The 24,694-nt window shown below is 66.8% G+C and carries 17 protein-coding genes; 8 read left to right on the forward strand and 9 right to left on the reverse strand.

Translation table 11 applies throughout. The features are described 5' to 3' along the window. Positions 1-14: 14 nt before the first annotated feature. Positions 15-182: a hypothetical protein gene (locus ACQPYK_RS12745; protein ID WP_433254443.1), complete on the reverse strand. Its 168-nt coding sequence runs from the start codon at positions 180-182 to the stop codon at positions 15-17. 136 nt (positions 183-318) lie between these two features. Here ACQPYK_RS12745 and ACQPYK_RS12750 point away from each other — a divergent pair, with 136 nt between their 5' ends. Genes ACQPYK_RS12750 through ACQPYK_RS12760 form a run of 3 tightly spaced genes read left to right on the forward strand, consistent with a single transcriptional unit; the run spans position 319 to position 1,565 of the window. Next, on the forward strand, positions 319-651 hold the full coding sequence (locus tag ACQPYK_RS12750) for a hypothetical protein (RefSeq protein WP_386434801.1): 333 nt from the start codon (positions 319-321) through the stop codon (positions 649-651). After that, the gene (locus ACQPYK_RS12755) at positions 648-1,196 is read left to right on the forward strand and encodes a hypothetical protein (RefSeq protein ID WP_433254444.1); all 549 of its coding nucleotides are present in this window, start codon (positions 648-650) and stop codon (positions 1,194-1,196) included. The genes ACQPYK_RS12750 and ACQPYK_RS12755 overlap by 4 nt, the downstream gene beginning before the upstream one ends. Positions 1,197-1,223: 27 nt before the next feature. Then, on the forward strand, positions 1,224-1,565 hold the full coding sequence (locus ACQPYK_RS12760; protein WP_433254446.1) for a hypothetical protein: 342 nt from the start codon (positions 1,224-1,226) through the stop codon (positions 1,563-1,565). A 646-nt stretch (positions 1,566-2,211) separates the two neighbouring features. Here ACQPYK_RS12760 and ACQPYK_RS12765 read toward each other — a convergent pair. Further along, the gene (locus ACQPYK_RS12765) at positions 2,212-2,562 is read right to left on the reverse strand and encodes a hypothetical protein (RefSeq protein ID WP_433254448.1); all 351 of its coding nucleotides are present in this window, start codon (positions 2,560-2,562) and stop codon (positions 2,212-2,214) included. After that, positions 2,559-2,915 (reverse strand): hypothetical protein, encoded by a 357-nt coding sequence (locus ACQPYK_RS12770; protein WP_433254450.1) that lies wholly within the window; start codon positions 2,913-2,915, stop codon positions 2,559-2,561. The genes ACQPYK_RS12765 and ACQPYK_RS12770 overlap by 4 nt, the downstream gene beginning before the upstream one ends. 78 nt (positions 2,916-2,993) lie before the next feature. Here ACQPYK_RS12770 and ACQPYK_RS12775 point away from each other — a divergent pair, with 78 nt between their 5' ends. Beyond that, positions 2,994-3,776, forward strand: coding sequence for a GntR family transcriptional regulator (locus ACQPYK_RS12775; protein ID WP_433254452.1), 783 nt, complete (start codon positions 2,994-2,996; stop codon positions 3,774-3,776). Between the two features lie 976 nt (positions 3,777-4,752). Next, entirely contained in the window at positions 4,753-12,477 is a 7,725-nt protein-coding gene (locus ACQPYK_RS12780; protein WP_433254454.1) for a polymorphic toxin-type HINT domain-containing protein, read from the forward strand. 275 nt (positions 12,478-12,752) lie between these two features. Here ACQPYK_RS12780 and ACQPYK_RS12785 read toward each other — a convergent pair whose 3' ends face one another. The 3 genes from ACQPYK_RS12785 to ACQPYK_RS12795 form a co-directional block, all read right to left on the reverse strand. Further along, on the reverse strand, positions 12,753-13,373 hold the full coding sequence (locus tag ACQPYK_RS12785; RefSeq protein WP_433258776.1) for a tyrosine-type recombinase/integrase: 621 nt from the start codon (positions 13,371-13,373) through the stop codon (positions 12,753-12,755). 822 nt (positions 13,374-14,195) lie between these two features. Continuing rightward, positions 14,196-14,927 (reverse strand): hypothetical protein, encoded by a 732-nt coding sequence (locus ACQPYK_RS12790; protein WP_433254456.1) that lies wholly within the window; start codon positions 14,925-14,927, stop codon positions 14,196-14,198. 178 nt (positions 14,928-15,105) lie between these two features. Continuing rightward, entirely contained in the window at positions 15,106-15,744 is a 639-nt protein-coding gene (locus ACQPYK_RS12795) for a TetR/AcrR family transcriptional regulator (protein WP_433254459.1), read from the reverse strand. Between the two features lie 96 nt (positions 15,745-15,840). Here ACQPYK_RS12795 and ACQPYK_RS12800 point away from each other — a divergent pair, with 96 nt between their 5' ends. After that, positions 15,841-16,842, forward strand: a complete 1,002-nt coding sequence (locus ACQPYK_RS12800) for an NADP-dependent oxidoreductase (RefSeq protein ID WP_433254462.1) — start codon at positions 15,841-15,843, stop codon at positions 16,840-16,842. Between the two features lie 438 nt (positions 16,843-17,280). Here the strand turns inward: ACQPYK_RS12800 and ACQPYK_RS12805 are convergent, their stop codons facing one another. Beyond that, complete coding sequence (locus ACQPYK_RS12805; protein WP_433254464.1) at positions 17,281-17,421, reverse strand: hypothetical protein; 141 nt, start codon at positions 17,419-17,421, stop codon at positions 17,281-17,283. A gap of 436 nt (positions 17,422-17,857) precedes the next feature. Between ACQPYK_RS12805 and ACQPYK_RS12810 the strand changes: the two genes are divergently transcribed. Then, positions 17,858-21,385, forward strand: a complete 3,528-nt coding sequence (locus ACQPYK_RS12810) for a PQQ-binding-like beta-propeller repeat protein (RefSeq protein WP_433254466.1) — start codon at positions 17,858-17,860, stop codon at positions 21,383-21,385. Positions 21,386-21,393: 8 nt separating this feature from the next. Next, entirely contained in the window at positions 21,394-22,686 is a 1,293-nt protein-coding gene (locus tag ACQPYK_RS12815) for a hypothetical protein (protein ID WP_433254469.1), read from the forward strand. 203 nt (positions 22,687-22,889) lie between these two features. Here the strand turns inward: ACQPYK_RS12815 and ACQPYK_RS12820 are convergent, their stop codons facing one another. Next, positions 22,890-23,330: a DUF6221 family protein gene (locus ACQPYK_RS12820; protein WP_433254472.1), complete on the reverse strand. Its 441-nt coding sequence runs from the start codon at positions 23,328-23,330 to the stop codon at positions 22,890-22,892. Positions 23,331-23,390: 60 nt separating this feature from the next. Beyond that, complete coding sequence (locus tag ACQPYK_RS12825; RefSeq protein ID WP_433254474.1) at positions 23,391-24,572, reverse strand: DUF418 domain-containing protein; 1,182 nt, start codon at positions 24,570-24,572, stop codon at positions 23,391-23,393. Between the last annotated feature and the right edge of the window lie 122 nt (positions 24,573-24,694).

Genomic DNA, 24,694 nt, shown 5'->3' on the forward strand with positions numbered 1-24,694 from the left:
TTTTCGGCTCGGGGTCAGAGAGCACCGACGAACGTGCTCAACGCGCTGGCGATGGTGGCCACGCCGTTCATCACGCTCGTGAGCGTCTGGGCCGCCTGGGTGGGCTGCTTAACGATGTAGAAAGCGGCCAGGACCATGAGAACGATGGGCAGAAGGCGGCGGGGCTTCGAGATGGGGAGCATGGGCTGTTCCTCCGGACGCTTGCCGTGTAGGGGGTGCTACACGAAAGACCGTACAGTCCCCCCTGCACGAACGTCAAGGGGGGACTGTACGTGGCGTGTCTAGCCCCCCCTTGATGGGCCGCGTACCCTGGCAGGCATGAACGAGGAAGACGCGAGCGAGGCGGTTGCCGCTGCACTGGCGGGCCTTGAACGCGCTTTCGAGGCCACAGTGGGCGCGATCCAGGCGGAGCCCGATGCCGACCGTGCATACGGGAAGGCGACCGAGCTCGTGGAGACATTGCAGCGCCTTATCGAGGCCTCGGGGGATCTCCGGGCGCAGTCAGCAGCCCGGATTTTCAACGATGAACGGCTGTCGCTGGCCGGCTTGGCCGGTCGCATCAGCGTGTCGAAAGCACGTGCGGCTCAACTGATCAATACCGCGAAAAAGGCAGACGGTAAGGCTAGCCCTGCAACGGAGGAAGCCCAATGAGTCTCAACACTGAAGTGCGGGTGGAAGTCTGGCCGGTGTCGGCAGACCAGGTCGGGCTATGGCTGATCAGCGGTCATGACGCATGGCGTTCTGACGCAATTCGCCAGGACAGCGACCCGCACAGCAATGTTGAGGCGCTGTTGGAAGAGCATGGAACATCGACCGACATAAAACTTTTGCATTCGACGTCATGGCGTGCAGAGGAGACGGCTGTAATCCTCACCTACGTAGCCGTTATCGGATGCACACACCTTGCGCTCGATCACTGGCCGAATGCCAAACCGATCAGTCCTGCACTTCCCGAAGCCGTGGGCAAACCGATCGAAGTAAAAGCAGACGAGGCGCCCATCCCTCGGTATATCGACGTCCTCATGCATGGGCTTCGTCATCTGCAGTTCCTGCTGCAGACGGACTCGTCTGCCCGCTCTGCGCTATGTGAGAAGTGGCGCGGCCACCTGGCCGATTTCCGCCCTGCTCTGGCGGGAATGTACGACCACAAGCATGGAGAGGCGCCGATTGACCTCCCTGGCGCAAGCGTTTCATAGAGCCGGACGAGGTAAGGGGGCACGGGTATGGTTGAGGACATCTCAAACACAAGCATCGTTTATCAGCAAGAGGCGTATAGAGCGCTCGGGGGAATTATTGAGCGCACGCTTCAGGAGAACCTTCCGGTCATCTCTTGGATGCTCGGGGATGGCGGCGTGGGTCCCTTGCTGGTGGGCGAGTGCCATGCCGCTGATCCCATAAAGCGGCAGGAGGATTTCTACACGTGGCAGGCTGCGATAGGGGCGGAAGCCTGGCCCAACGGCATTAAGCGGATGGGCGGCGTGCACCTTCACGCGTCCACCAAGGACTATGACGGTGTTGCGGTCACCTTGTCGGCTGACATCTCCGCCGAAGAGTTGGACGCATAGGCAGGCTTGGCCTGTCCGGTTCGCCGGGTCTCGCCGGCGTCTGGAGTCCGGCCGCCGGGCGGGGGAGTGCGGAGCTGAAGGCGCGTCATCGCACCGTCCACAATTCTGCCAAGTTCATGCAGCTCTATGGTCTGACGAGCCTTTTCCCGTTCCTCCCAGTCCTGAATAGCCTCGTGGATCGTGGCGAACTTTCCAACAGTGACGATGATCTCTCGTCCGGCGCCCTTGTGTATCGCCACGGCCCCGATGATGTGCCAATCGCTGAGCGCCATGTCAGGTCTCGGGGATTTTATCGTCAGCGTCAGAGTCTGCGGCGGCAACGAAAGGTGCCTGCTGGCGTATTCCGCCCATCTCTTGATATCGCTGTGCGATTCGACGTGCCGCTGTGGCCACTGCCGTAGCCGGGCAGAACGTGTAGAGCTTCCGGTTCGTTCGGCTCGAATAGCGGCCTGTCCACCACCTGAATATCCAGCCGTCACATGAGAACTGCACCCAAACAGTGAGATCGCACCACAGCGAAACAAGCGCCAGTCCATACCCATCATGGACATCGGCAACGATGCCGTGATCTTCAAGGCTGCGGCGCAACCTATGTGCCACCTGTGCGGCGGTTAGGCGTGACGGTCCAGGGGGCGCGCTGCGGATCTCATTTCGTCGCATTGCCGTCCATTGCCTTCCGGGCTGCTTTAAGGAGTTGAGCGGCTCGCGCTTTTGATATCCCGAGGCATTCGGCGAGGCCGGCAATTGACAGCTTCTCGGCCTCGTGAATGCGTGCCGCCGCCTCCGCACGTACCTGCGCCGCCAAGTCCGCTTTGTTGCGCACTTCGTTGGCGAGACGCGTAGCGGTGTCGTAGGCGTCCCGAGGTTCGGGCATGGCTCGTATGGCTCTTGTCGCTTCGTGGAATGCCTGGGAGAGCGCGTGAAAGTCGATGTCCGGGCTCGGCTGCTGATCGGCCGCATCCCTCGTGCTGTTGTGGTCCTTATCGCATGCCGTCATGACGCCGCCCGATGCCTGCGCAGAGCGGCCCACATCCGGTGCCCCTCGGGACCACCTGATGCGCCGAAGGACGTCGCAATGCTCGACAGCTCGGCTGTTTCAATGCCGCCGAGAGAGCCGGGACGGTCAGGATGGTGCACTTCGATGCGGAGGTTTTCGCGGGTGATGTCGATCTGCGCGTAGATGTACGCGGCGGATGGTGTGCGCCCGATGGCGGCAGACACCAGATTGCGGGCAACCTGTTCGGCCTCGGCGGCGAGTTCGGGGCACTGGGTCTGGGCGATATCGCGCACCCAGATGCCGGCGCTCTCGATGCTCTCTTTGACGGGCGGGAGGGACTGCCAATACATCACACACCCAACCTTCTCGGGTAGGTATAGCTGCGTCCCGATAAGCTTGAAGCTTACCGGTAAGGATGTCAAGCTACCTGAGTGAATCGAGACGACGAGCGGCCGCTCTACCTGCGGGTCGCGGAACAACTGCGCGCCAGGATCACCTCAGGTGAGCTCCGCGAGGGTGATCGCCTGCCGTCCGTGCCGGGGCTGGCGACCGAGCTGGGCATCTCCCGCTCCACAGCCGCCGAGGCGCTGAAGGTGCTCATCTCCGAAGGCCTCGCCGTCGCGCGATCCGGCTCCGGCACCTTCGTCCGCCTGCCTCGGGAACCGCAGCGTCTGATCCGCGCCTGGTACCGGGCGAGCATGTACGGCTCGCCGTTCCGACAGGACATGGAGCGGCAGGGCCGCGAGGCCGGCTGGACGTACGAGTCCGAAACCGTTCAAGCCTCACCAGAGATTCGCGACCGTCTGGGACTGGACGAGCCCGCAGGCGACGCCGAAGACGTGGTGCGCACCGACTACGTCTTCTCGGCCGACGGGGAGCCCGTCATGCTCTCCACCAGCTGGGAACCCCTCGCCATCACACGGGGCACGCCAATCGCGCTGCCCGAAGACGGCATGCTCGCCGGCCGCGGCGTGGCCGAACGGATGCTCAGCATCGGCGTGGCGATCGACGACTGGGTGGAGGAGGTCGGGGCACGGCCCGGCACCGCGGACGAATGCGAGCGGCTACAGCACGCGCCCGGCTCCATCATGATGACCATTCAGCGCACCTACTACTCAGGTGAGCGGCCAGTCGAAACCGCCGACATCGTGGTGCCGGCCGATCGGTTCTCACTGGTCTATAGCGGAAAGATGGGCCGGATCCCGGGGGAGTAGGTCACTCGCTGGTGACCATCGCAGAAAACGCGTAATTCGCAAAGCCCCGCATGAAGCCGCGTTTGTGCTGGTAGGGCGCTGGTACTCTTTGCGCCTGCGATCGCCCACGGAATGCTGTGGCAATGCATGCAGAATCGTGCTGCTCTTGCGCTGTTCGTTTTCTGTGGAATAGTGCGGCATTCTGCGATTGTGAATCCTCCACTGCTGCGTCGTCCGTGGTGTTCGACAACAGTGTTCATGGTTAGTTCTGTGGATTGCGTGGATTCTTTTGGTTTGCGTCAGGGGTCACGAGGAACGGGCTGGCTTCTCGCCGATACGCCGGTTGTTGGCGTAGCGGTCTACCTATGCATCGATCTGCCATCGACACAAGTGTCCGAAGAGTGATCTTTATCACCTTCATAACTGGTTTGTTTTATTTGTTACCTATATAGATCTTGTGGCTTGGAAGGTCGATGAGTAACTTCTGACCGTTTGCTTAGTGAAGCGCTCTGAACCGCTGATCCTGGCCTGGCCACGGCGTCGGTGCGGGATGGGGCAACGCGGCGGCCTCGGCTGTCGCGCTGACTGGTTCGGAGGGTGACGGCGTATGCGCCGGAGTTCGTCATGGTCGCGTTCAGCCGGCCGTAAGGCTGGGATGACGGTGGTACTCACGACGGCGCTGATGCCGGGCCTGTTAGCGCTCCAGGCGTTTCCGGCAACTGCCGCGACACGAGCAGTGACCTTGATTCAAGGCGCCGCTGATTCGCCGAAGCAGTTGACCGGCTCCGCCGAAGGGCTGCCGTCCCTGGTCGCTGCGACGGCCACCACGACTTCGGTCAAGGTGGATGGGCCTCGGAAGAAGCTGCGCCTGCCGAAGCAGGCGCTCCCTGTGGATGTTCGTCCGGCGCGCGTGCGTAAGAAGGCGACGGCAGCCGACAAGGGGGCGGGGGCGAAACCGGCTTCCGAGGAACGGCAGGCAAGCGCTCAGAAGTCGGCTGTGGCCACCTCGTCGGATCTTTATGCGGCGGACATGTGGCCGACGCCCGGTGCGTTGCTGGGGACGGTGACGCCGACCCTGGTGGCCCACGGCAATACCAGTCCGTCGTTGCTGCAGTATGAGTTCTCGGTCTGCGAGCTGCCGGACGCGGTCGATGAGGAGACCTCTCCTGCAGACTGTGATCTGGCACCCACCTTGGCCGCGTATTCGGGGAAGCTCCCTGCGGGAGTGAACTCTTGGAAGGTTCCCGCCGGTGCCCTGCAGTGGGGCAAAACGTATTCGTGGTGGGTGAAGCTCTACGACTCGGCCGGCAACAACGCAGCCTCCCCCGAGCGGACGTTCGTCACCGGCGCCCGGCAACCGACCATCGCCTCCCAACTGGCGGCGCGGGGAGCCAACGGTCAGGAGTTTCACCAGCTGGCCGGCAACTACACCACCGCGGTCACCGAAGCCTCGGTGGCGACGGCGGGTCCGCCGCTGAGCGTGCAGCGCTCCTATAACAGCAAGGACGCCCGCCGCGACGGGATCTTCGGCGCGGGCTGGTCGACCCGCTTCGACATGAAGGTCCAGCCGGAGGCAGGCGGTGCGCTGCTGGTCACCTACCCCGACGGGCGGCAGCTGCGCTTTGCCCCCCGTGGGGACGGCGGTTTCCAGCCGCCGCCGGGCATGTTCGCCACCCTGGCCACCGTCGCCGGCGGCGGGTGGCGGCTGATGGACAAATCCTCCACTTCTTACCTGTTCAACGCCGCCGGCCGCCTGGTAAAGGTGACCGACAACCGCGGCCGCGTCCAGGACCTCGTCTATGGCACCGACGGCAAGCTAACGACGGCGCGCGGGGTCGGCGGCCGGTCGTTGACCTTCACCTGGAACGGGACACGGGTGGCGAGCGTGTCCACTGACCCGGTGAATGGCACCCCGCTGACCTGGACGTATGAATACCAGGGCGAGAAGCTGGCCAAGGTTTGCTCCCCGCAAACGGCCCCCAACTGCACCGTCTACGACTACACCAGCGGCTCGGCCTACCAGGGCATCGTGCAAGACGACGATCCGGTCGGCTACTGGCGGCTGGGAGAGCCGGTCAACCAGCCGCAGCCCACCCCGGACCCCGACTGTGACGTCATCCCGCAGCTGTGTGAACCGCCGACGACCGAGGCCGCCAACCTGGGCTGGGGCTCACAACCGGCCACATATGAGGGGGTGACCCTGGCCGAACCTGGGGCGCTGGCCGGTTCCACCAATACCTCCGCACGCCTGTCGGGCACCTCCCGGATGTGGCTGCCCGACTACCTCATGACGCGCCTGGGCGGCCAGGTGTCGATGGAGACCTGGTTCAAGACCACCTCCTCCGGTGTGATCGCCTACGCCTCCGACGTCTACGAAGACGAAGGGCAAGGGTTTTCCGACGGCCAGCCGTTCATCTACGTGGGTGTGGACGGCAAACTCCGCGGCCAGTTCCGCACCACCAACGCCGGCGGTGTGGTCGTCTCGCCGATCACCTCGCCCGGCACCGTCAACAACGGCGCTTGGCACCACGTCGCGCTGACCGCCTCGGGCACCAGCCAGACTCTCTACCTCGACGGCGCTCCGGTCGGATCGTTGAACGGAACGATCGACCACCAGTGGTTGCGGTACGCGATGGTCGGCAACGGCCACATCAGCGCCGCCTGGCCGTCCGCCATCCCGGTCACCGGCGGAGCAACCGCGCCGTGGGGATTCACCGGTCACCTCGACGAGGTCGCCGTCTACGACCGGCCCCTGGCAGCAGGGGAGGTGGCCGAGCACTACACCGCCCGCCAGGCCGTACCGCACCTGCTGACGAAGATCAGCCTTCCATCTGGGCGGGTATGGGCCAACAACACCTACGACACGGCCAACGACCGGATCACCACGCACACCGACCAGAACGGCGGCACGTGGAAGATCGGCGAACCGCAATACAACAGCACCACCAGCATGTCCACGGTGACGGTCACCGACCCCAAGAACGAGACGCTGACCTACGAGCACGACGCCTGGCGCGGCTACCGGCTGGTGTCACAGACCGACCAGCTCGGCAAGAAGACCAGCTACGCCTACGACACCGGCGGCTACCCCTGGATGATCACCGACCCCAACCAGAACGCGGTCGTCTCCAGCTACGACAAACGCGGTAATCTTCTCGCCCAAAGCGCCTGCTCGGCCGAGGACGCACTCCTTGGCGCACCGTTTGAGTGCTCCCTGGCATTAGGTCCACAGCGCCGCTACAGCTACTACCGCAACACCAACGACGAGTTCGACCCCCGAAACGACCACCTGCTCGTCTACCGCGATCCGCGGTCGACTAGCGAAACGGACAACACCTACGCCACCACAACCGAATACACCGCCTACGGCGACGTGGCGAAGGTGACCACCCCGGCTACCCCGGACTTCCCCAGCGGCCGGTCGGCGACCTCCACCTACACCGACGGCACCGAGCCCGCCATTGGCGGCGGGACCACCCCGGCCGGTCTGGTCAAATCGCAGAAGAACCTCAAAGGCGACGAGACGACCTACCGCTACAGCGCGGCCGGGGACCTGGCCGAGCAGACCAGCCCGTCGGGGCTGACGGTGAAGTTCGCCTACGACGCGCTGGGCCGGGTGACCTCCCGCACCGAGGTCTCCACCGCCAACCCCGACGGGATCACCTCGACGTTCACCTATGACAGCCTCGGCCGGCTGCTCACACAGACCGGGGCCGGGGTGAAGAACGAGGTCACTAACGTCACCCACACGGCCAAGAGCACCTTCGCCTACGATGCGGACGGCAACATGCTCACCGAGACCCTCGCCGACCTGACCGGCGGCGACCCGGTGCGCACCACCACCTACACCTACGACACCTTCGGCCGGGTGGAGACGGTGACCGACCCCGAGGGCGGTGTGGCCCGCACCACCTGGGATGCCACCGGAGCCCAGACGTCGACGACCGACCCGGTGGGCACGGTGCTCACCTACGGCTACACCAAGCGCGGCGAGCAGGCCTCCACGACGCTGAAGAACTGGACCGGCAGTCCGGTCAACCCGCAGGCGGCCAAGGATGTGGTGCTAGAGTCACGCTCCTACGACCCGGCGGGTCGGCTGGCCACCCAGGCCGACGCGATGGGCCGCAAGACCTCCTACACCTACTTCACCGACAACCGGTTGTCGCAGATGGTCGCCGACGACGTCAAGCTGAACGGCTCGACCACCCCGGCCGACGTGGTGGTCGAGGACAACACCTATGACGCGGCCGGTAACCTCACCAAGCAGGTCACCGGTGGAGGCAAGGCCACCACCGACTACGTCTACGACGCCGCCGGCCGCCTCACCTCCACCACGTTCGACCCCGCTGCGCTCAAGCGTAAGACCGCCTTCGACTACGACGCGGCCGATAACGTCACGAAGAAGGACTTCACCGGTGCGGGCAGCACCCGCACCGAATCCACCGTGTACGCCTACAACGCCCTGAACCAGGTGACGCGGCAGACGGTGGAGAACGGCGCCGACGACCTGATCTCCACCTGGGCCTACGACGACCGCGGCCTTCTTACTACGATCACTAACCCGCGCGGCAACGCATCCGGCGCAGTCGCAGCCGACTTCACCACCACGATGCGTTACGACATCGCCGGACAACTCGTGGAGTCGAAGTCTCCGCAGGTGAAGATCGATAAAAACGGATCCGCCGCGGACGGGCGGCCCACAGTGAAGTACGGCTACGACACCGCCGGGCTGCAGACCCACACGGTCGACGCCGAGGGACGCGCTCTCACCTCGACGTTCGACAAGGCCGGACGCCTGACCTCGGCCGCCTCTCCCTCCTACACCCCGCCAGGCGGAACCGCTCTCACCCCGAAGGTCAATTTCGGCTACGACGTGGCCGGTCAGCTAACGAGCGTTACCAATCAGCGTGGCTATGTCACCTCGACCGAATACGACGCGCTGGGCCGTCTGGTCCGGGTGACCGGCCCCGGACCCTCAGGACCGGGCGGGCAGTGGGTGTCGGAGTATGACCTGCTGGGCGAGCAACTCGCGATGATCGACCCCACCGGGGCGCGCCGTGAGGCCACCTACGACGACCTCGGCCGGCAGATCACGACCACGCAGATCGAGCGCAAGCCCACCACCGCCGCCTACACCACCAAACTGACCTACGACAGCGCCGGCAACCTCACCAAGAGCGTCGCCCCCGGCAACAAGACCACCAGTTACACGGTCAACGCCGCCGGCCAGGTCACCACCGTGACCGACCCGCTCACCCACAAGTCCACCCTCGGCTACGACCTCCTCGGCCGTGAGGCCAAGGCCACGGATCCGCTGGGCAACGCCACCGAGGCCGAATACGACCTCGCCGGCCGCAAGATCGCCGCCAAGGACCTCGACGCCACCGGCGCCGTCGTCCGCACGTTCGGCTTCGGCTACGACCCGGCCGGCAACCCGACCAGCACCACCTCCGGCGAGGGACACACCACCCGGCAGACCCTCGACGCGCTGGGCCGGATCACCTCGCTGGTCGAACCGGTCTCCGCGACCAAGTCGATCACCACGACGTTCGGCTACGACGCCACCGGTGCCCGCACCCGCCTCACCGACGGCCGTGGCAACACCACCTGGACCGGCTACAACACCCTCGGCCTGGCCGAATCCGTCATCGAACCGGCCACCACCGCCCACCCGAACGCCGCCGACCGTACCTGGACCAGCGTCTACGACGCCGCCGGCAACGCGGTGAGCACGCTGCAGCCGGGCGGGGTGCGCATCGACCGCACCTTCGACCCTCTGAACCAAATGGTCAAGCAGACCGGCGCCGGCGCCTCGGTCGCCACCGCCGAGCGCAACCTCAGCTACGACGACGCGGGCCGGGTGACCGCGATCGGCGACTACACCCTGGACTACAACGACCGCAGCCTGCCGACCAAGGTCTCCAAGGCCACCAACCAGATCGCCACCTACGCCTACGACGCGCTGGGCAACCCCAGCCAGCGCGTCGACCCAACCGGCACCGCCACCTATACCTGGGACGACGCCGGCAACCTCAAGACCGCGACCGACCCGGTCACCGGGCGGACCTGGACCTACGGCTACGACAACGCCGACCGGCTCACCAGCAAGACCTCGGCCAACCCGGCGGGCAGCCAGAGCTACACCTACGACGCGGTCGACCGGCTCGCCTCGCACACGCTGAAGAACAGTGCCGGCACCCAACTGTCGAAGATCGTCTACGGCTGGGACAAGGACGACAACCTCACCACCAAGACCACAACGGGTACGGCGGGCGCGGGCGTCAACACCTACGGCTACGACCACGCCGGCCGCTTGACCTCCTGGACCGCGCCCGGCGGCGCCGTCACCGCCTATGAATGGGACGACGCCGGCAACCGCACCAAGGCCGGGGCTAAGACCTTCAGCTACGACGAGCGCAACCGGCTGACCTCCGGCGGCGGGGTCGACTACACCTACACCCCCCGCGGGACGGTGGCCACCGAGACCAAGAACGGTGTCACCCGAGGTCTGACCTTCGACGCCTTCGACCAGCTCGTTTCCGACGGGGACGCCACCTACGGCTACGACGCGCTGGGCCGGATGATGTCGCGTACCAAGGGTGCCAATCAGCAGCGCTTCGTCTACTCCGGCCTGACCAACGACATCGCCGCCGTCACCGACGGCGCCAACGTCGTCCAGGCCAAGTATGGCCGCGACCCCTTCGGTGGCCTGCTCAGCCTCCAGGAGGGAGCCGACCCCGCGCTCGGCGTGATGTCCGACTTGCACGGCGACGTGGTGGGCACCTTCTCCGGCACCGCACTGGTCGACTCGACCGCCTACGACCCGTTCGGCGAGGTCACCCAGCGTTCCGGCGCCAAGCGCTCGCTGGGGTATCAGGGCGAGTACACCGACCCGGACACCGGCAAGGTCAACATGCACGCCCGCTGGTACCAGCCCGGCACCGGCGCCTTTACCTCCCGCGACGACTGGACCCTCCCCCCTAACCCATCGGTCCAAGCCAACCGCTACACCTACGCCAACGCCAGCCCTCTCACCGGGATCGACCCCAGTGGACACCTGGTGTTCCTGCTGGCCCTCATTCCTGCATTGGATGCAGCCGCCACAGCGCTGCTGGCCGTCACGGGTGCGGTTGCAGTGGGAGCGGCTGCGGTCGGGGCGAAGAATGCCTACGACTCCAGAAAGCAGGCACCGCCCCCTCCTAAGAAGCAACCAGCGCCTGTTGTAGGAGCCGACTCCAAAAACAGTAACCAATCGAAAAATAGCTCGAAAGGTAAGAGTGGCGCCAATTATGATTCGAAGGGCAATTATTCCGATACACGTTACACAAACTCCAGCGGTAGCAACAAAAAGTCCACAAACAAGAAAACAACCGGGACCGGGACTCGAACTGTAAGCGCAACCCCAACCACAAGGACGGCAAACACCGGTTCTGGGGCCTGCCGGTCAAACTGCAATCCGTGCAGGACGCGATGCACGTCGCCAAAACCTCCCAAGCCGTCCGTTAAGAAGGTAAAAGAGCCGGAGATTGATGTTAAGGCCGACTGGTTCCTCAACGACCGCAACAACGCCAGGGTCAAACCGCTAACGCAGGAAGAAATTGATCAGCAGTGCCGGACTGGGTCATGCGGGAATAGCTACACCGGCCATGTTGGAACTCGGATCGGTAATGCTGTCGGGGATGGCGGCGGCGGAATTTCCTGCCAAGAATGGGATCCCGGGCACTGTAAAGAAGATTACTGCAGTGACTCGGTCGGGTTCGTGTACTCCAGCTCGGTTTCCGGGTGCTTGGCTACCTCCGACAAGGCCCTGGGCAACGGTGCGGCTCGTCCGCAGAACCTCCCTGACCCCGACGCCGATGCCGATCGTTACCCAGATGCGCCTCCGCCCCCTCCGGTGTCGTGCGACCCTCCGAATAGCTTCGTCCCCGGCACCAAGGTATTCATGGCCGACGGGACCACGAAGCCGATCGAAGAGGTGAAGATCGGCGACCAGGTGGTCGCGGGCGACTCCGCCACAGGGCAGACCGCCGCCAAACCGGTCAGTCGCCTGATCACCGGCAACGGAGAAAAACACCTCGTCCGTATCGTCGTCGGTCCCACCGACGGCTCCGGGGGCAACAGTGGCGCAGTGGTCGCAACCGACGGACATCCGTTCTGGGTAGCGAACCTCCGCACATGGGTCAAGGCGAAGGAACTTTCGCCCGGCATGCTCTTGCGGACCAGCGCCGGCACCTTCGTCCAGATAACCGCGATCAAGAAGTGGACCGCTGTCCAGCGCGTCCACAACCTGACCGTCGACGACCTGCACACGTACTATGTGCTGGCGGGGCAGACTCCGGTACTCGTTCACAACAGCGGATCGGGCCCTGACCCTAGCTCTTTCTCGAACTTGATACCGGAAGATACTCCGGAGTGGTTCAAGCCGATTGCTCCTGACGCCGTTCTTTCTCGCTCCGGAAACTATGCATACGTAGTGACCGGAGACGGTGAGCTCGTTATCGGGAAGCGCACGGCTGGTCACGTGAGCCTTGCCCAGGGGCGGGACGTGCTGGCTGCCGGAGAGTTCAAGACTAAGGGCGGTCAAGTCGTGTACCTCGACAATAAATCTGGCCATTATCAGCCTTACGGTGCGCACGCTCAGAAGGCGGCAGTGGATGCCTTTAACAGGAACGGACTTGGCGCTGATGGGAAGTACAACGAGGCATGGCGGCCCAGCTGCTGATCCGGTCGCGGAGTTCATGCAGGCTGTCCAGGGGGTCCTGACTGCCGCGGAGGAGACCTACGGCACCGAAGAGCTCGAGCCGGGCTTGGAGCGTACGCTCGCGATTCTGCAGAGGAACCCTGAATTCAGGGGACAATTTGAGAGTCAGATGATTGCTCTGATTGACTCCCCGAAGGAAGGTGTTGTTGAAATAGTCTCTTTCCTGATGCACGTGTTGCGTTGGGAAGCTGTCCGAGAGGCAGTCGGAGAGAGGATCCGTCACCCCAGAGGGAATGTCAGCAATATTCGACTTTACGAGGCCATGCTGGACGCTTTCTCTGATTCCTGGCGTGACCGTGATCTTTATGCGAGGTTCGCTGGGTCGTGAGGTCGTAGCTCTGCGGCATACGAACGGGTAGGTCGCGAACGCAAAACTGAAGCCCCGCCAGGTGCGTCCTGGCGGGGCTTCTGCGGTGGGTGACGGCAGTAGCTGACGGCAACGTCAGTGGACGGTGGCTCCGCACAATGGCCGGGTCGCCGCCGTCGTCGCGGGTCGACTCGTCGTCGGTAGGGCTGTCCAGGGCGGTGCTAAGGGTGTCGATGGCGTCGCGCTGGAGTCGGAGTCGGACGTGGGCGTAGACGGTGGCGGTGACGCCGATGTGGGCGTGGCCGAGGAGTTCCTTGATGATGACGAGTTCGACGCTCTGATCCAGGAGCAGGGGGGCGGTCGAGTGCCGGAGGTCGTGAAAGCGGATGCGGCGAAGGCCGGCCTTGCGGAGGAGCGTGGTGAAGGTCCAGATGAGGTTGGTCGGGTCGATAGGTCTGCCCTGCGGCGTGGTGAACACGTACCCGCTTCCCTGCCAATCGGCACCAGCTCCGTCCTGCTCCGCGTGCTGCTGCTCGCGGTGACGCTTCAGCGAGGGGGCAACTGGCGGGGAGGTCGATGCGGTGTTCGGAGGCCCGGGTCTTGGTGGGCAGAGTGGTGAGCCCGCCCGCGTTGGTGTGTTGGAGGGTGCGGCGGAGGGCGGCGGACACCCTGTTCCCGCCGCTGACCGGTTACCTGTTTGTTCCGACCATCCTGCCTGCGGTCTTCACCAGTGCGCAGCGGTTTGTTCGGCTTCCTCCGTATCTGCTGCCGAATATGGCCGGTACGGGATGTGCTGTGCCTTGTAAACCACGGTGCCGGCCGGCCCGCCCTCCTTCGATCACGATGCAGGAGCTCAACATGCACGACTTTCCCGCGTGGATTCCGGTGATCGCCGGCATCGTCAACCTATCCGCCGCCACCGTGAAGCTCGCCACCGCTTGCCTGCAACGCCGCCGCGTTCGGCCGAGGCATCGGTCTACTCCCTGATGAAGGCCGGTCTGCGACGGCTGAGGAGAGGATCGTGGAAGGGCATCTGAAGTCGGGTGCACGGATTTGAAGCGGGCGCAGACGCCCGGCGTGAACTCGCCATCGATCATGGTTGGAGCTCTCTTCAGGCGCGATTTTCCCAGCGTCTTCCCACGGATTGGAGGAGGAGGGCGGGGTGAGAACATCTCTGCAGGTAAGCGTCACTATCGCGATTCGCTGTATCGGTGTCTCATAACCTCTGGGGTGCGGGTTTGAGTTCCGCCCCTCCTACCCTCACCATCTCCTGGGAACGCCTCTGACCCGCTTGTTCACGGGCAGAGAAGTCCTTGACGCCGTCCGGCGAGCGCCCTGTTCGTGCTCGTCCCCCGAGACGAGCTGACAGGGGTTAGGCGACCTTCGAGGAGGGAGCCTTCCAGGTGTTGCATGCGCCCGGGCCTTGCGATCTGTAGCCCTGCTCGAACCAGTGAAGGCGGTTGGCGGGCTTGCCGTCCCAGTTGAATCTGCCGTATTCCTTCGGCGTCTCGGCGGTGAGGAGGGGCTTCCAGTCCTTTGCCGAGCGCCCCAGGACCTTCATGGACACCCCGCCCAGGCAGTCGGCCTGCAGGTAGAAGCGGTGCGTCTGCTCCTCGCCACCGTCCTCCTCGTCTCCGGCCGGCAATGCCCACCAGGCCTCGCTGATGCCCGTCTGCGCCTGAACGACTCCGGCGTACGCACGCGTGACCTCGACGAGAACGGCCTGGTCGGATTTGGCCTTGATCCAGTCGGACCCGAGCTGCACCTGGATGGAGCCGTGGCAGCTGATGGCGAAGGAGCCGGACACCTGCAGGCCGGTGAGGCACACGCCGCCTTCGACTTTGGCGTGGACACCCACATAGGCCGGGACGAAGTCCTCGATGGTCTCGCGCCAGGCGGAGTTGAGGCAGCCGACGACCTTGTTGAGGTATCTCGTCGTGGAGGCTTTGGTGGTGCCCTTGGCCGCCTTGCAGGCGATCATAGGGAGACGCCCCTGCTTGTAGAGCGGGTTATGGGTCAGCTCGGGAGCTCCGACGATGGGGCTGGCGGACGCGGTGACCGTACCGGCGAATAGCAGGATGAAAGCCCCGGTAGTGGTCGCCAATGCGCGAATCATCATGAGGCATGATCATAAGGGTGACGTAATGCGCAGGGCGTCTCATTGCCAGGCTCCCGCCCTGCTCCCGACGGGGTTGGGTCGTCTGTGGGCCGCCCGGGGTGGGTCAAGGTCTCCATCGAAGCCTGGGCGATTCATTCGGAAGACTCCCGTTTGCCATAGTTCGTCACCTGGCGACGTGGACCGGACCGTCATTGCCGGTGTCACTGGCGGGCGGCGCCAGGAAGCCGGGAGCTGGGACCGGCAGGGGGCGAGCGGCCTGTGGACGCAGGCCGTCGAGAACTAGGCTGAGGTACCGTTGCCACAGGCCGGGGATCGTGTCGCCGAGTGGCGTCGTCGCCTGCGCCACCGCGTTGATCAGCAGAACGACGTCATGCCCGGTGATGTCATCGCGCACAACGCCGTCCGCTTGTGCGCGGGCGATGAGTGCGCCCGCCGCCATCGCCAGTCGGTCGCCGGCTGCCCGGAGCTGTGGATCCCTTCGCAGTTCGGCGGTAACCGCCTGGCAGAAGGCCCGATCGGCGATCTGCAGGTTGATCGCGTCCGACATGAACACCAGCAGGGCCTGCTCGGAATCAGCACAACTGAGGAGCTCTGCGCCCTTGGCCGCCAGTCGGTCGAGTTGGCCACCGAAGATCGCGATGATCAGCTGCTCCTTGGTGGCGAAGTGCCGGAACACCGTGCCCTTGCCGACGCCTGCCCGTGCCGCGATGCGCGCGATCGAGACCTCCATGCCGTGCTCGGCGAACTCGGCTGCGGCCGCCTCCAGCAGTAGCTGCCTGTTCCGTCTGGCGTCGGCGCGCATTGTGCTCACACACAGGACTGTACTACAACCGGACCATGGGGTCATGTTATGCTCGGCCGCAACCTGACCGTGCGGTCCGTATGTGGAGGCAGCTCGATGACGACGACGATGAAGGCGCTGGTCGCCGCAGGATACGGCGGCGTGGAGGTCCTGGAACTGCTGGACGTGCCGGTTCCGCAGCCCGGCCCCGGGCAGATCCAGGTGCGGATCACGGCGGCGGCGCTCAACCCGGTCGATCTCAGACTGGTCAGCGGGATGTTCAAGGAATGGACCCCGCTGGTGTTCCCCCACGTCCTCGGAGGCGATTTCGCCGGCACCGTCACGGGCGTCGGTACGGGCGTCGGCCGATTCGCCCTGGGGGATGAGATCTTCGGCTTCGGTCTGCCGAGGACGGCCAGAGCCATGGCTGAGCCGCTCTTCTCACCGCCCTCGCTCACCACGGGCACGATGGCCGAGTACGCGGTCTTCGACGCCGATACGCCCGGCCTTGCTGTCCGGTCCGCGGAGATACCCGCCGAGCACGCCGCAAGCCTACCCACCGCCGCCCTGACCGCCCTTCCCTTGATGCGTGCCGGCGACTTCCCGGCGGGCGCGAAGGCGCTGGTCATCGGGGCGGCCGGCGGGGTCGGGGGTGCGGTGGTGCCACTCCTGGCCGCACGCGACATCCATGTGATCGCCACTGCCCGGCCGCAGGACGAGCAGTACGTGCGCGGCCTGGGCGCCGCCGAAGTGATCGACTACAGCTCCACCGACACGGCCGTCGAGACCCGCCGCCGCCATCCCGGAGGCCTGGACGCCCTGGTCAATCTCGCCCTGCCCGGAACGTCCCTGCCCGCCATGGCCAGGCTCGTCCGCCCCGGAGGGAGCCTGCTGAACATCGCCTTCCCCAGCCCTGGCGCCGACACCGGCATCGTGACCGTGTACATGGCGGCGCGCCCCGGCGACCTGGACGAGGTGGCTGCACTCGCCGCCAAGGGCGTCCTGCCGGACACCGTCACCCGCCGCTACCCGCTGGAGCAGGCCGCCCAGGCCTACGCGGACCTGGTGAACGAGCACGTGGTCGGCAAACTGATCGTGACGACCGGCTCGGCTGTGTAAGGAAGTAGTGGCCGAAGTAGGCGCCCTCGCCGCCGCTTTCGCCTACCCGATAATCGTCGTTCCGGTTGAGGGTGTGTTTCTTCCCGATGACTTCCCACGTGAGGCGTGGGAAGTCAGCGAGAGCGGCATTTTCACAGGTGGCGCGCGTAGCGAGGGCTCGTTGTCAGCGTGTCTCATGATCCTTGGGTCGCGGGTTCGAGTCCCGCCCGCCCTACCCCTCGTGACTTCACGAAAAGCGTCCTCGACCTACGTGTTCGTAGTCGGGGCGATTTTTCGTGTCCGGCGGCGCAGGGCTGTCCCCGATTCTCTGCGGTTGGCTGTGCCGAATGGCCGAATGTGTGCCGAAGTTTCCGGACGGCCGTCAGCCCTCGCTGAGGGCGTCGGTGATTCGGCGCTTGGCGGTCTCGTCCTGGCCGACGATGCACCTGGCGTAGATCTTCAGTCGTAGATGCGCTTGCCGGGTGGAGAGGCGTACCCGGCTTCGCTCGACACCGTCATCCGGGCCTTGTCCCGTGCGCGCCGGTAGGCGGCGCTCGGCAGGTCGCCCCCGTTCACCCCGGTGAACATCGGAACCGTCATCGGGTAGAGCAGGCGAACAGGCGCGGGGCGTGATGTCGTCTGCAGTGGTGGGTCCGGTCGAAGTACAGGTCAGAGCCATCGCGGCGGCGTTTTGGCAGGGTATGAGCGGCCCGCTCCATGGCGCTCGTGCTGTGACGGTTCTCTGCGGATGTGAGCCCGGGGGCGTGGGTGAATTCATGGGACGAACGAGATGAACATCGGCGGCGCGGGGTCGATCCGGGTCGATCAACTTGTCTAGCTTTGTGCCATGTCACATCCCCCTTATCTGTTATCCCGTATGGTCCGTGCCGTCGGCGTCCTCGCCGTGGCATTGGCCGTGACGCTTGGTGTCTGCGCTGGTCCCGCGTTCGCTCATCTGACGCGCGGCCATGCCGAGCTGGTTGTGAGCACGACCGCAGGAATGACAAGCGGTCGCTTGGTTGTGCACCGTGACGTGGTGAGTCCCGAGCGGGCCGGCGCCTGGGCGGCCGGGCTGCTGGGAGGCGGCTGCCCGGTGAGCGCGCACGGAGTGGCCGGTGAAGCCGGCGGCATCTCCGGCGGAGTGGTCGTCGAGCTGGCGTGGTCGTGCGCGGTGGACAACCTCGATCTCGGTCCGCTGCTGCGCGCGGGCGGGCTGTCGCAGATCGTGACCGAGTTCGACGGCGTGACGTCCGACGTGACGGCCGGACTGCCCGTCGTGGACGCCACCGGCTCGCACGCGGCCATTCGGCACTGGCCGACGCCGCCCGCCGCGGCTCTGCCGCTCGGGCTGCTCGTCCTCCTACTGGCGATCATGGCGGTGCGGCTGCGCCGGCGTGCGCGCTGGACGGGCCTCGTAGCGGTGACGGTGGTGATGGCGGTGCTCGCGCCGGGTGCCGCCCTGGCCGCCGCCGACCCTGAGACCGGTCCCTCACCAGATCGGACCGCGCAGCAGGACGCTGCGGCTCCGACGGGTACGCTCACGCTCACCACCGCCACCCCGAAGGTCGGCGAACCCGTCACCTTCCGCTACACCACCGACCAGCCGAACGCCCTCAACTGGGTCGGCCTGTACGGCGCCGCCGACAAGCCCGGCTCCGTCGCGTCGAAGACCTGGGTGCGGGCGCCGCTCGCCTCGGGAACCGTCACGCTGGATACCCGCGCCCTCGGCGAAGGCTCCTGGAGCGCACACTTCCTGGCCAACGACGGGTACGACCCGCTCAGCTCTCCGGTCGCCTTCACCCTGGCGGGAGCCGGCTCGGACGTCGTCACCGTCCAGGGTGCGGTCTTCGCCGACCAGGACGGTGACGGGGTCAGGGACGCCGGGGAGAAGGGCCTGCCCGGCGTGTCCGTCACCGACGGCGCCGTCTGGGCGGCCACCGGAGCCGACGGCGGCTACACGCTGGACGTGGACCGTAATCGCAGGGAGACCGACCTCGTCAGCGTCGTCTCGCCGAACGGGTACACGCCGGTCCTGCGCGACGACTTCGTGCCGACCTTCTTCCGAAAGGTGCCGGGCGGACAGGGCCCTCTGAAGGGCCTCGACTTCGCGCTGGTCCCCGACCCCCACGCCGCCGACCCCAAGGAGAAGTGGCTGATGGTCTCGGATGTCGAGGTGGGCAACCGCACCGACGCCGAGGCGCGAAACAGCCTGCCGCGCTGGCAGGGCCAGGTCGAGGCGATGGCCGAGGTGCACGGCGCGACGCTGACCATGACGACGGGCGACCTGACCGTCACCGACTACGCGGACGAGCCCCGCCGTCAGGGAGGCTATGACATCCTGCGCGAGGGGCTGCGCAAGGGCCGGCTCGGCCACCCTTACTACCCGGTGATCGGCAACCACGACATGGGCGGCACCGCGACCTCCGTCGGCTACGGCGGCAGCCTGGAGTACTACCGCAGGAACCTGGGCCCCGAGTGGTACGGGTTCGACCGCGACGGACGCCACATCGTGGTCCTGGAGGACAACTACGACTCCAGCGGCCTGGCCCCGCAACTCCAGTGGTTGCGCGAGGACCTGCGCAGGCACGCCACCGGCAAGCAGGTGCTGGTCTTCGCGCACCGCTCGCTGTTCACCCGCTGGGGTCCGGGAGCGGGCATGCAGCCGATCGTCGACGAGCTGGCCAAGTACGACGTGCGGATGTTCGCGGCCGGCCACAACCAGCAGGCGGAGTACCGCAGGGGCGCGTTCGCCCGATCGGTCGAGATCAACAACATGGGCGTGTACGGCATCGACTCGGCCAGGCCCGACTACAAGATCCTCGACTTCTCCGCCATCGCCGACGACCCTGACACCACGGCCGACGACACCGGCTACGTGACGGGCACCCACCGCCAGTTCGAGGTGGACGACGACGTCGCGCTGGTCAGCCCGGCCGAGGGCAGCGTGCACGGTGCGAAGCGCGGCGTCCCGGTCGAGCTGTACGCGGAGGACGACGGACGCACTCCCGCCACGGCGTCCCTCACCATCCGTGCAGGCAACGGCAAGGTGGCCTGGCACGACCGCGCCCTCCGGTTCGGCCGCGAGACCAAGCCCACCGGCCGGGTCAACTGCTACACCCCGCCGGGCGGCAGCGCCGAGCCCTGCCCCACGGCGCACGTCTCGTGGACCAGGGTCAGCTCCCGGATCACCGGCCTGAGGCCAGGCTCCTACACCGCGGACCTGGTCGCCGTGGACACCGCGGGCAAGTCCTGGCCCGCGGTCAGGACCACCTTCCAGGTGATCGCCGACTCCCGCCTCGACCAGCCGAAGTCCGGCCAGGACTGGACCAGGCAGGGCGGCGACGAGGAGGGCCGCTCGTCGGCCAAGGACGACCCGGGCGCCAGGCTCGGCCTGCGCTGGGCGGCCAGCACCGGCGAACAGTTCCATCTCAACGGCGCTGTCGTGTCGGATGGCAAGGTGATCGTCGCCTCGCGGGCGTTCGACTCGCCGTACAGCATGATGCTCGCCTACGACGCGCTGACCGGTGCGGAGCTGTGGCGCACCTATCTGGACGGTGACGCCGAGTCCTTTCCGACCGTGCAGGACGGCAAGGTCTACCTCACCACCGGCGTCGGGCGCGTCTACGCCCTGGACACCGCCACCGGCGCGGTCGCCTGGGAGACGATCGACGACGAGCACGTCTCGGGCTCGACCGTTCGGCGCTACGGCCGGGCGGGCGGACCGGTGAGCGTCTTCGACCTGCCCGGCCGGACGGTGGCGGTCTACCAGGCGTGGGATACGGTCCTGTGCCGCGACGCGAGAACCGGTGCCCGCCTGCCCGGCGGCTTCGCCGCGCCGGCGGGGTGGGGCCAGTTCCACAGCGTCGCCGTACGGCGGCCCGGCGCCACCACCGCCTACCTGCACTCGGGGTCCAGCCAGTCGCTGATCGCGATGGACCTGACCACCTGCACGCGGCAAGCCTCCGTGGACACGGGGGGCGACCTGTTCACCCAGTCCTCCCCGGCCCTCACCGACACGGGGATGGTGACCGCGACCTCGTCCGGCGTGCGCGGCCACGACCTTACGGCGGGTGGGAAGGTGCTCTGGCAGGCCAAGCTCGGCACCGCGAGCACCTGTGAGCCGGGGCCGCCGCCGGTCACCAGCCCGGCGACCCGGGGTGCGATGGCCTACGTCGCCAGCGTGGACGGCGTGGTCAGGGCTTATGACACGGCTTCAGCCGACCCGGCCAAGCCGGTCTGGGAGACGCCGCTCGGCTACCTGCCCGGGGAGAGCCCGATGGACGACCCGTGGCGGGTCGCCGCCGGGTGCGCGGCGGCAGGTCCCGGCTCTCCGGCGATGCACGCGCTGGCGACCGGCACCGTCGTCTACGCGACCACCTGGGATGGGCGCGTGGTGGCGCTCGACCGGACGTCCGGCCGCAAGCTGGCCGAGTATGACCTGGGCGGAGGCGTGGCGTCGGCGCTGTCGGTGAGTGGCGACCTTCTGTTCGCGCTCACCGACGACGGCTCGATCCACGCGCTGGCGGCCACGAGAGTCCGCGGCCAGGGCGGCTCCGGCCAGTGACCATGGTCGTGACACGGGTTCTGGCCCGCCTGCTCGCGTCCGCGGGCCTGGCGGCGCTGATCCTGCTGGGAGCGGCGGGCCCGGGGTGGGCACACCCCTTCGGCCCGCCGCTTGCGGCGAAGGTCACCGCACGCGCAGACACGGTGGAGGTGACCTGGTCCGCGGCCGCCGACGACCTGAACACGCTGGCCAGGCTGGCCGCCGACCGGGGCGAGCAGGTCGCCGGCTATCTCGGGGAGCACATCCGGGTCTCGCAGGACGGCACGGCCTGCGAGCTGGAGGCGGTGCGCACCGAGACGATCGCCGCCTCCGGCGCCGTGCTGAGCTTCCGATGCCGGGCGCGGGTCAGTGCCGTCACGCTGGACATCACCGCGCTCACCGACGTGAATCCGGCGTACCGGACGGTGTCCACGACGCCGGGCGGAGCGGGCGCACTGCACACGGCGGCGGCCCCCGCGCACGTGCTGCGGTTCGACGGTCCTCCGCAGGACGCGCCCAAGTCGCCGATCGCGCCCGTCGAGCTGTGGACGGCCGAGTTGTCCACGCTGCTGGACGGCGACGTCGTGATGCCCCTCGCGCTGCTGGTCGCGCTGGTGGCCGGGGCGGCGCACGCGTGCGCGCCGGGACACGGCAAGACGCTGACGGCCGGATACCTGGTCGGCGGCAACGGGCGGGCCCGCGACGCGGTCCTGCTCGGCACCGTGGTGGCGGTCATGCACACCGTGTCGGTGGCCGCGCTGGCCATCGGCTGGTGGCTGGCGGTGGACGGCCTGCCCGCGCTGGGGGCGGTGACGCGGTGGTTGCAGCTCGCATCTTCGCTCGTCGTCCTCGGCGTCGGTGTGGGACTGCTCCTACGGCACCTGCGGAATCTGCGCCACAGCCACAGCCACGGTCATGGACACGGCCACGGTCACGGTCACGGTCATGGACATGGTCATGGACATGGGCATGGGCATGGGGAGGCGGCGTCGTTGCTGACCTGGCGGGGCATCGTGACGATGGGCGCCTCAGGCGGCTTGCTGCCCTCGCCCTCGGCCTTCCTACTGCTGCTCATGGGACTGCTCACCGGTAGAGCGGCCATGGCGCTCGCCATGGTGGCGGCGTTCGGTGTCGGGATGGCCGTCACCCTCACCGGGGTCGGTGTCGCCGTCCTGCGGGGCAGGAACGCGCTGGACGGTGTGGCGAGGTCGCCCAGGTTGCGGGCGTGGAGCCGGCGGTTGCCGATCGCCGGGGCGGCGCTGGTGGTCGCCGGCGGCCTGGTGTCGTCCGTGCTGGCGGCGGTCGCGGTGGCGACCTCCTGAGGGTGTCACCGGCGAGCCGTCTCCTGAGGGCATGTCACCGGCGAGCCGTCAGGGCGGGGCCAGGGCGTGCCGGTGACACCGTCGACATGGGCGCATGTCATCGGTCGCAGCATGCGTGGCCGGTCGGGAAGTGAAGTCCTGAAGCCTTGGTCATTCCTGTCGAGGCGCGCCCGTGCTTGTTCGCCCGCGGGTCATGTGGTTGCTCATGGCTTCCACTCCTGCCGGTAGTCGGGGTGATCGGCGTAGGGCAGGAGGAGTAGGCGGAGCATGCGGCAGGGGTACGGGTCGCCTTCCTGGACGCTCTGGGAGCAGGTCGGGCAAGTGGGCCTGACAGGTCGGGTGCCGTCCCGGCCGGTCGTGGCGGGGTGCTCGTCGATGATGGCGCGCTTGGCGTTGATGTCGCGAAGTACTCGGTCGGGGTCGTGGCGGGCGATGTGCGGGCCGACCTCGCTCCACACTTCGGCGACGGTTTCCTCTCCGATGGAGAAGATCGAAGTAGCTTCGCCGTCGTTGTCCGGCATGCCCTTCACCAGACCCCAGGACGGGTTCCACCACCAGCTTTTGCCGTACACCTCGGAGGCGAGGCGGGCGGTCTGCTCGTCTTCGTCGAGACGGGCGGCGAGGAAGGCGATCAGGTCGTCCATGAGGTGGAGCGTACGGTGCAATTGGTATGCGATGCAGTTATTAGGGATCAAAACATCCACTCACGGCCGGGGAACACTTCTCGCCGGGCGCGGTGGAGTCGTGGAGAACAGGGTGAAGCGTCTCAGGGCCCATTCGACCGGGCCCTGCCGGTGGCGACGCAACCACCAGGCGCTCAACGTCAGCAGGATCGCGTAGATCGCCGCGGCCACGCCCATCACCGCGGTCGGCGCCAGTTCGCCCGCCAGCGCCAGGCCGTACCCGGTGAAGACCAGGCAGGCCAGCACCGACTGGCCGATGTAGTTGGAGGCCGCGACCCGGCCTGCCGGGGCCAGGGCGGCGCCGATCGCCGGGACGCGCTTGACCAGTTCGAGCAGGGTGACCACGTACGCGGCCGACAGCAGCGGCGAGGTCACGTCGTTGACCGCCATGCCGACCAGTTCCACGGCGCCGGACGCCTGGGACGACCAGGTGAAGAAGACCGCGGTGGGCAGGCCGACGCCGTACCCCAGCCACAGGATCCGGGGAACCAGATGGGCCCATCGCCCCGGCTCCTCCAGCAGTCGCGACTTGCCGGCCGCCAGGCCGAACAGGAACAGCGCCATCGCCATCGGACCCTGACCGATCCACACGAACGCGGCGAGCGGCGGGTAGGTCTCCGCCTGGAACCGCAGGAAGCTCAGCGGGCTGCCGGTGAACAGCGCCTCCGCCCGGGCGGAGGCCGCCGCATCGGGGACCGTGGCCGCCGCGCCGCCCGGGTCGAGCAGGGTGAGCCCGGCCAGCAGGAGCCAGATCACCGACATCACGCCGATGATCCAGCAACCGGCTTTGACGGCGGTCCCGGGGCGGATGCCGCGCATGGCCAGCAGGAGGAGGCCGAGCACGGCGTAGAGGGTGAGGATGTCGCCGATCCACAGCAGGAACCCGTGGGCCACGCCCAGGACGAACAGCCCCAGGCAGCGGCGGAGCATGCGGGTCGTGACCTTCTCTCCCCACGCGCGCATCTGCAGGGTGAAGGAGTAGCCGAACAGGAACGAGAAGACGACGTAGAACTTCGTCAGCACCAGGGTGCTGACGACGAGGGCGACGGGACCCTCGCTGATGGGCATGGCGCCGGTGCCGACGGCGTATCGGGGGTCGGCGAAGAAACCGATGTTGGCGACCAGGATGCCGCCCAGCGCGAAGCCGCGCACGGCGTCGATCTCGTGGACGCGCCTGGAAATCGGAGCCGCGGACTGGATCATGCACTCGATGCTAGGAATCCGGCGTGTGGCGCACATCGAACTTTGGGCGTGCGTCCTACGACCAAAGTCGGCAGTCGGCAGTCGGCAGTCGGCTCCGGTGACGCGTTCCTCGACGATCGGAT

The sequence above is a fragment of the Streptosporangium sp. CA-135522 genome (genome assembly GCF_050949235.1).
Lineage (GTDB): Bacteria > Actinomycetota > Actinomycetes > Streptosporangiales > Streptosporangiaceae > Streptosporangium.

Coding starts and splice junctions, on each gene's coding strand:
- ACQPYK_RS12800 (WP_433254462.1), top strand. CDS start 15,841: ATGACGACGACGATGAAGGCGCTGGTCGCCGCAGGATACGGCGGCGTG.
- ACQPYK_RS12820 (WP_433254472.1), bottom strand. CDS start 23,330: ATGGACGACCTGATCGCCTTCCTCGCCGCCCGTCTCGACGAAGACGAG.
- ACQPYK_RS12765 (WP_433254448.1), bottom strand. CDS start 2,562: ATGACGGCATGCGATAAGGACCACAACAGCACGAGGGATGCGGCCGAT.
- ACQPYK_RS12750 (WP_386434801.1), top strand. CDS start 319: ATGAACGAGGAAGACGCGAGCGAGGCGGTTGCCGCTGCACTGGCGGGC.
- ACQPYK_RS12755 (WP_433254444.1), top strand. CDS start 648: ATGAGTCTCAACACTGAAGTGCGGGTGGAAGTCTGGCCGGTGTCGGCA.
- ACQPYK_RS12825 (WP_433254474.1), bottom strand. CDS start 24,572: ATGATCCAGTCCGCGGCTCCGATTTCCAGGCGCGTCCACGAGATCGAC.
- ACQPYK_RS12760 (WP_433254446.1), top strand. CDS start 1,224: ATGGTTGAGGACATCTCAAACACAAGCATCGTTTATCAGCAAGAGGCG.
- ACQPYK_RS12805 (WP_433254464.1), bottom strand. CDS start 17,421: ATGACGGTTCCGATGTTCACCGGGGTGAACGGGGGCGACCTGCCGAGC.
- ACQPYK_RS12795 (WP_433254459.1), bottom strand. CDS start 15,744: ATGCGCGCCGACGCCAGACGGAACAGGCAGCTACTGCTGGAGGCGGCC.
- ACQPYK_RS12745 (WP_433254443.1), bottom strand. CDS start 182: ATGCTCCCCATCTCGAAGCCCCGCCGCCTTCTGCCCATCGTTCTCATG.